This window comes from Candidatus Syntrophosphaera sp. (assembly GCA_019429425.1).
GTDB lineage: Bacteria > Cloacimonadota > Cloacimonadia > Cloacimonadales > Cloacimonadaceae > Syntrophosphaera.
In genome coordinates, this window is the sequence record JAHYIU010000114.1 from 1 (window position 1) to 5159 (window position 5159).

6 protein-coding genes are annotated in these 5159 nt (G+C 56.6%); 1 reads left to right on the plus strand and 5 read right to left on the minus strand.

Annotated elements, in window-relative coordinates; genetic code table 11:
• The coding region (locus K0B87_09175; GenBank protein ID MBW6514906.1) for an FAD-binding oxidoreductase at positions 1-285 on the plus strand (285 nt) is incomplete at its 5' end.
• 265 nt (positions 286-550) lie between these two features.
• Here the strand turns inward: K0B87_09175 and K0B87_09180 are convergent.
• The 5 genes from K0B87_09180 to K0B87_09200 all read right to left on the minus strand — a co-directional run.
• Positions 551-2194 (minus strand): tetratricopeptide repeat protein, encoded by a 1644-nt coding sequence (locus K0B87_09180; protein MBW6514907.1) that lies wholly within the window; start codon positions 2192-2194, stop codon positions 551-553.
• A gap of 82 nt (positions 2195-2276) precedes the next feature.
• A complete protein-coding gene (locus K0B87_09185) occupies positions 2277-2987 on the minus strand; it encodes a biotin--[acetyl-CoA-carboxylase] ligase (protein ID MBW6514908.1) in 711 nt (236 codons plus the stop codon).
• Entirely contained in the window at positions 2984-4006 is a 1023-nt protein-coding gene (gene queA / locus K0B87_09190) for a tRNA preQ1(34) S-adenosylmethionine ribosyltransferase-isomerase QueA (protein MBW6514909.1), read from the minus strand. Before queA ends, K0B87_09185 begins: the two co-directional genes overlap by 4 nt.
• An 11-nt stretch (positions 4007-4017) precedes the next feature.
• Positions 4018-4791 (minus strand): DUF3108 domain-containing protein, encoded by a 774-nt coding sequence (locus tag K0B87_09195; protein ID MBW6514910.1) that lies wholly within the window; start codon positions 4789-4791, stop codon positions 4018-4020.
• Positions 4788-5159 (minus strand): SDR family oxidoreductase (locus K0B87_09200; protein MBW6514911.1); only part of this gene is annotated, 372 nt, incomplete at its 5' end. The genes K0B87_09195 and K0B87_09200, both read right to left, overlap by 4 nt.

The window sequence follows — 5159 nt, forward strand, 5'->3', positions numbered from 1 at the left end:
AGCAAACGCATGCTGGAGGTCTATCCCCGCCTGCGCCATCTGAAGGTCCGCCGTACCTGGCGCGGCCAGTATCCGATGACCCCGGACGGCTTCCCCATCGTGGGCAGGGCAGGTAAAAACCTGATCAACGCCGTTGGCATGTGCGGGCAGGGCTTCATGCTTGGCCCCGGACTGGGCGAACTGCTAACCCGGATCTGCCTGGAAGAGCTTTCGCAGAGCGACCTCAGGGTCCTGCAAAGCTTCGACCCGCTGCGTGATTTCTCGGGAATGGAAGCCTTTAAATAGGCTCGCTCTCAAACAGGATAAAGAAGCCATACCTTATATTCCGAAGCCTGGTTTCCTGCTCGTTTCCCACTGGATGCCCGCCAGGCGGGCGGTTATCCGGCGGGATACATAAAGGAAACGAATGGTTGGAATATCAGGCGGGGGAAATGGGATCGGGACTGAGCTGTTTTGCGTGGCAACATCAATAAACCCTCAGCAATATAAAGAAAGCGCCTGATGTTCTCAGGCGCTTTTCATATCTGGCCGGGTTTATGGCCCGGAGGTTTTACACGGTCTGGCTGATCAACTGGGCAATGCGGCTGAGCCGGCTGTTGATGTCCGCGATCAGTTCGGCATCGGTGGCGAAGGTACGGGCCGATCTCAGGTTTTCTTCAGCCCTGCGGAACAGCGTGTTCGCGGTGGTCTTGGCGGCGTCGCGCTCGTTTTTCAGGCGGGTGGCTTCCCTGCCCACGGCCCTCGCGGCCTGCCTGTCCAGATCGATGAACCGGTTGTAGGCATCCGTCCCTCGTGTCTGGTTGACCACGGAAAGGATGATATAAGCCTGGGCGATGGCGGGATTGCGGGCAATGGTCAGGTTGGCATTGGTTTCCGCGTCATTGTAACGGTTTTGGGAGAGGTAGATGGCGGCCAGGTTCAGATAGACAAACTCGTTCTCCGGCTGGATCTTTCTCAGTTCCTGGATGGTATTGATCGCCTTGCTGTTCATTTCAGCCACCACCGCGGGATCCGTGCTGTCAGCAGCCAAAGTGCGATAGAGGCCGACCACGTTCAGATAGGCGTTGGCATTGTTGGGATCGCTCTTGATCAGGCCCTCATAGCGGGCGATGGCGTCCTGCATGCGGCCGCTCCTCTGATAGGAAGTGGCCAGCCTGCGGCTGATCAGTTCGTTGTCCGGCGCTTCGTCGAATGCCTTTTCCAACAAGGGGATCGCTTCGGCATAGCTGCCTTCGTCATAGAGCATCAGGGCCAGGCGGACGTTGGCCGTGGAATAATCCGGATTGAGGGTCAGGGCCTTGCGGAATGATTCCTTGGCCTTGGTGGCGTTGCCCTGCTGGGCATAGAGGTTGCCCACGGCCAGCCAGAGTTCCTCGTCCTCGGTGGCTGCGGCGATCTGCTCCATCAGGGCGATGCGCTTGGCGGGCTGGTTGGTCTTGTCATACAGGTCGATCAGGGCGCTGTAGACGCGTTGGTCCTTGGGATTGAGCTCATAGGCCTTGATGAAGTTCTCTTCCGCCAGGGCGTTCCTGTCCGTCTTCACATAAGTGTTGGCCAGGTAATAATAGGCCTCCATCTTGTCCGGCTTGAGGGCCACCACCTGCTTCAAGGCCCTTTCGGCCTCGACGTAGTTGGCGTTGTTGTAATAGTTGGTGGCGATGTTGAAGATCTTGTCCATTTCATTGGAGACAAACACGTCCAGTTCTTTCATCATGTTGTCTTCCAAAGCTTTCCAACGCGGTTCCTTCAGCTTGCTGACGTTGAAGCTGATCTGCTTCAGTTCTTCAGACAAGGTGCTGTAAAAACGCATGGATATGCTGTAGATGCCCGTGCGGCCTTCACTGACGGTACCCATCACGATCACGTCCGAGGTCAAATTGGCGGAGATCTCTTTCATGTCCTCCTCATCCATGTCCTCGACGTCCCTGAAACCGGTGTATTTGAACTGCTCGGCGGTTTCATCCATGTCCATCAGGGTATAGTTGGCGTGCTGGTCAAAGGTGAGCTCAAGATCCCGCACGGTGAGGATCTTGGTGATGTATCTGCTGCCGCTGTCCAATGCCTTGAGGGGCAGGATCGCCACCTTGGTGGTGATGGCGGCTTTCTCGACTTTCTCGGCCCCGGCGGAGCTGTTGTTGGCGCAGGAATATAGGCCCAGCAACGCGACGAGGACGATCAGTATCCACTTGTTCATTCTTCCTCCCGGAATAGAAATTACTTTTTTTTCATTATATTTTGCTGGGCGCTATCTGTCAAGCAAAAGCTGTCATCACGCATCAGGAAAGGATGCGCAGGCTGCCGTGCAGAACCGCGACGCTTTCTCCCGAAGCGGTCCGGAGCAGCAAAGAACCGTCGGTGCCTATACCTTCGATCCTGCCTTTGAGCTCGGCTTGGGGAGCAGATACTTCAGCCAGGGCACCTTTGCCGTAGAGATGCCCGTCGCAATGGATAAGATAGCTCTGCGGTTGTTCCAGCTTGGACACTTCGGCCTCCACGGAAGCGACGAGCAGTTTGGCAAGGATAGAATTGGATATGGCAAATCCCATGCTTTCAGGTAAGATAGCCATTCTTTCTTCAAGTATCACATCATCTCTGGACGTGTTGGTGTTTATCCCAATGCCGATTAGGTATCTGGATTCCTCCGGCTTGTGCTGGCAGAGGATGCCCGCCAGCTTGGCCCCGTCCAGATAGATGTCGTTGGGCCACTTGATGCTCAGATCTTGCAGGGGAAACAGCCTCAGGAGCAGGCTGTGCAGGCAAAAGCCCACGTAAAGGGCGAACGAGGGGACTGTGAGAGGACAAAGCAGGTCAAAGCTCAGATACAGCCCGCCCCGGGGTGACAGCCAGGCGTTGCCATTTCTGCCCATCCCGGCAGTCTGTTCTCCGGATCGGATGACCCAGCGATCTGTTTTTGCACCGCTGGCTAGGAGCCTGGCGTGTTCGAGGTTGGTCGAATCCAACCGGTCGTAAAAAAGTTCTGTCCTCATGAGATGTACATCGCGTCGCCGTAGCTGAAAAAGCGGTATTTCTGCCTGACCGCTTCTTCATATGCCGCCATGATCCGTTCGTAGCCGGCGAAAGCGGAGATCATCATCAACAGCGAAGACTTGGGCAAATGGAAATTGGTGATCAGGGCGTCTGCCACCCTCGGTTCTTTGCCGGAATGGATGAAAATGTCCGTCCAGCCTGATCCGCATCCCATTCGGCCCTCATTCCAGAAACTCTCCAGCGTGCGGACTGAAGTGCTGCCGACGGCCACGACCCGGCGCCCCTCTTGCTTGGCGGCATTGACAGCCTCCGCCGTTTCCGGAGGCAGGGTGCAAAACTCGCTGTGTATCTTATGCTGGTCGATGCGCTCGCATTTAACGGGCTGGAAAGTGTCCATGCCCACGTGCAGGACAACGTTGCGGATGATCACGCCCCTGGCCTCGAGGGCGGACAGAAGCTCTGGAGTGAAGTGCAGTCCGGCCGTTGGTGCAGCCACCGATCCCGGTTCCTGGGCATACACAGTTTGGTATTTCTCCCGGTCGGCTTCTTCATCCGGACGCTTGATATAGGGGGGCAAAGGCACATGGCCAACCCGCTCTATCTCGCTCCAGTAGGTCCTTTCATCTTCAAACTCGATCTCCCGCGAGCCTTCGGGATCGGCTTCCGAAACCAAGCCCCTGAGGCGGGGCGAAAACTCAAGCCACTGCTCGCTTTTGAGGCGCTTGCCGGGATGGACCATGCATTTCCAGCGGGTTCCCTCGAGCTTGTATAGAAGCAGGATCTCGATCCTTGCTCCGTTGGCCTTGCTGCCGAACAGCCGGGCTGGAATGACCTTGCTGTTGTTGAGAACCAGCACTTCGCCGGGTTGCAGATGGCCGAGGATGTCTGAAAACCGCTCGTGTTCAATGGCACCCGAAGCCCTGTCCAGATGCAGCAACCGGGAGGAACTTCGCTCCGCGAGCGGATATTGCGCGATCAGTTCCGGCGGGAGATGATAGGCGTAGCTCTCCAGGCTCAGCAGGTCGGGCATTATTTGGCTGGGTTTTTGATCGAGTAGGGAACGTTGCGGGCGTCGGTCAGAATGGCGATGAACGAGCCGAAAGTGACCGCGCTCTGGAGTTTGACGGGGATCTTGTAGTCATCGTCGGTCACCCAGATGAGGATGTTTCCGGATTGCTTGAAGATCGCCTCGCTTTTCACGCGGGGCTCGATCACCAGGCAGTCGACCGTCCCAAAAATGGTGCTGGCCCTTTCCCGGCGATGGACAGCTATCTCCGTGGGCACGGAACGCCCATCCGAAGTGATGTTGACCGTCACCGCCGCACCCGGTTTCAGATTGCGGTTGCGCACCTCGTAAAAGGCGCTCAGCATGTCCTGGGTGTCGAAGGGCAATGCCTGGGTCTCGTTGGTCCAGGTATCCGTTTTATAGCTCCATTTCTGGTAATAGGTGCTCCGGCCCGCCTGGTCGAAGGTGTGGATGCGATGCTGGCGGTAATTTCCCTCCTGCAGTGTCTTGGAAAATTTGTAGGGCAGAAGGGTCTGCTTGTCCCACCAGGATTCCACCCTGTCGCGCACTTTGAAGAAGGGATCAAAGAAAGAATAGGTCTTGGCGGTGGTGCTCAGATGCCAGACCGGATTTCCTTGATAGGATGAGGATTTGGCTTCCAGAACGGCTTCGCCGGCCGAGACGATGCCATATTTGACCTTGAAGGTGAGCTTTTCCCCGTCTTTAAAGGCCACGGGATAAAGCCCGGCGCTCAGGACGGCCAGGATCAGCAAGCATATTACTTTGTGATATCTCATTTTTCCTCCGGGAGGGATGTGGATTGGGCGGTGGAAAAGCCGCCGTCGATGACGATGTTCGCGCCGGTGAAGTTCTCCAGGCTGTAGCTCAGGAGCAGCTGGACAAAATGGCTGATCTCCTCTTTGGAAACGAGTTTGCCCGTGGGGCTCAGGCGGCGGAACTCCTCGAAGTATTTTTTGCGGAATTCCAGGTATTCGCCCTCGTAGTCTGATTCCAGGTCGGTCTCCACTGGGGCCGGCGAGATGGCGTTGATCAGCACGTTGGCCGAAGCCGTTTCCAGGGCCACGCTTTTGACCAGATTCACCAGTGCCGCTTTGGCCGCGGAATAGGCCGCTCCATTCTTCAGGCCGGTCAGGGCAACATTGGA